The organism is Pseudomonas neuropathica (genome assembly GCF_015461835.1).
GTDB classification, from domain to species: Bacteria; Pseudomonadota; Gammaproteobacteria; order Pseudomonadales; family Pseudomonadaceae; genus Aquipseudomonas; species Aquipseudomonas neuropathica.
On sequence record NZ_JACOPX010000047.1, the window covers coordinates 1 to 1203 of the forward strand.

Annotated in this window: 1 protein-coding gene and 1 pseudogene; one reads left to right on the forward strand and one right to left on the reverse strand. The window is 54.4% G+C overall.

Features of this window, described 5'->3' with window-relative positions:
• Positions 1-722 (reverse strand): IS30 family transposase (locus H8F23_RS28705; RefSeq protein ID WP_194936579.1); only part of this gene is annotated, 722 nt, incomplete at its 3' end.
• Between the two features lie 41 nt (positions 723-763).
• On the opposite strand from H8F23_RS28705, the pseudogene H8F23_RS28710 reads away from it, so the two are divergent.
• A pseudogene (locus H8F23_RS28710) lies at positions 764-1203 on the forward strand (hypothetical protein); the annotation flags it as partial.

The window sequence follows — 1203 nt, forward strand, 5'->3', positions numbered from 1 at the left end:
TCATGTGTCATGGTTTTTAGTAGTGATGGGGCCATTCGCGACATCTCCCTCACAATGGCTTCCGCCGCCGCTTCAGCGGTGGGGGCTTCAAGTTTGGCGAGGATTACATATCGGCTTGTGCGTTCGACCATTGTGGCGACGGCTGAGCGATTATTGGCCCCCATAATCAGATCACTCTCCCAATGCCCAGGTACCAGACGATCTGCAACTTCGGGAGGGCGTAGGTGAATACTCAGTTGTGCAGGGTAGCGCTCTCGACGCACATTGCTCTGTGTTCGCTTAGGACGCTTGCCGTCTGCTTGACGTAGATAACTGATCAGCTGACGTTTCAGCTCTCCGCGTGGGTAGGCATAGATGGCGAGGTAGATAGTTTCGTGGCTCACATGTCGCTCGGGTTGGTCAGGCCAGATAGCGTGTAGTCTGCGGGCAATTTGTTGTGGTGACCAGCCAATGCGGAGCATTTCGACGACCACTTGAAACAGCTCAGAGTCTGGAGATAAACGCCGTTGACGACGAGGCATATGTCGAAGCTGTTGTGCTCTACTTGTGGCTTTGATGGCGTCATAGTGGGGCTGCTGGGGGTTGCGCTTGATCTCTCGACTGATGGTGCTGGGGTGACGCCCTAGCAACGCAGCAATAGTTCGTAGCGTCTGCCGTTGAAATAGCATCACCATGATGGTGACGCGCTCCTCGGTACTCAGGTGACTGTATTGGGTAGACATGACAACACCTTACATCAGGTGTTGCACTTGCTCCTTGAGGCCGCCAAGTACCTTTACCCGTACGTTTCAATCGACAGCGCCGTGAAGTATGCGTACCGCAAGCAGATGGCGAGTACTGGATTGTCCCCTGGGAAAGCGTGACGGCAGCAGCCACGCAACATTCGTCAGTTAGCCAAGGTGGCAGAGCAACGATGGGAATGTTGTTCATTGGCTTCGAGAACCCAGATCCGCACGCCAAGGAGGATAACAAGCATTACTCGCTGGGCTTTAACTGTGGCGGTGGCACCACCGCGATGGCGCTGTGGGAGTGCATGCGCAGTTATATGGAGATTGGACCGGACGCAGTCCCAGATAGCCGGGTAGGCGTCGCACCCTACGAAGAAACGCAAATCGGCTCAATCATTACCGACCTTTGTAAGGGGAACTTGCTTGGCGTTTTCTGGGGTTTGTTCTGCATTACGATTCTGGGGACTTATCTTGC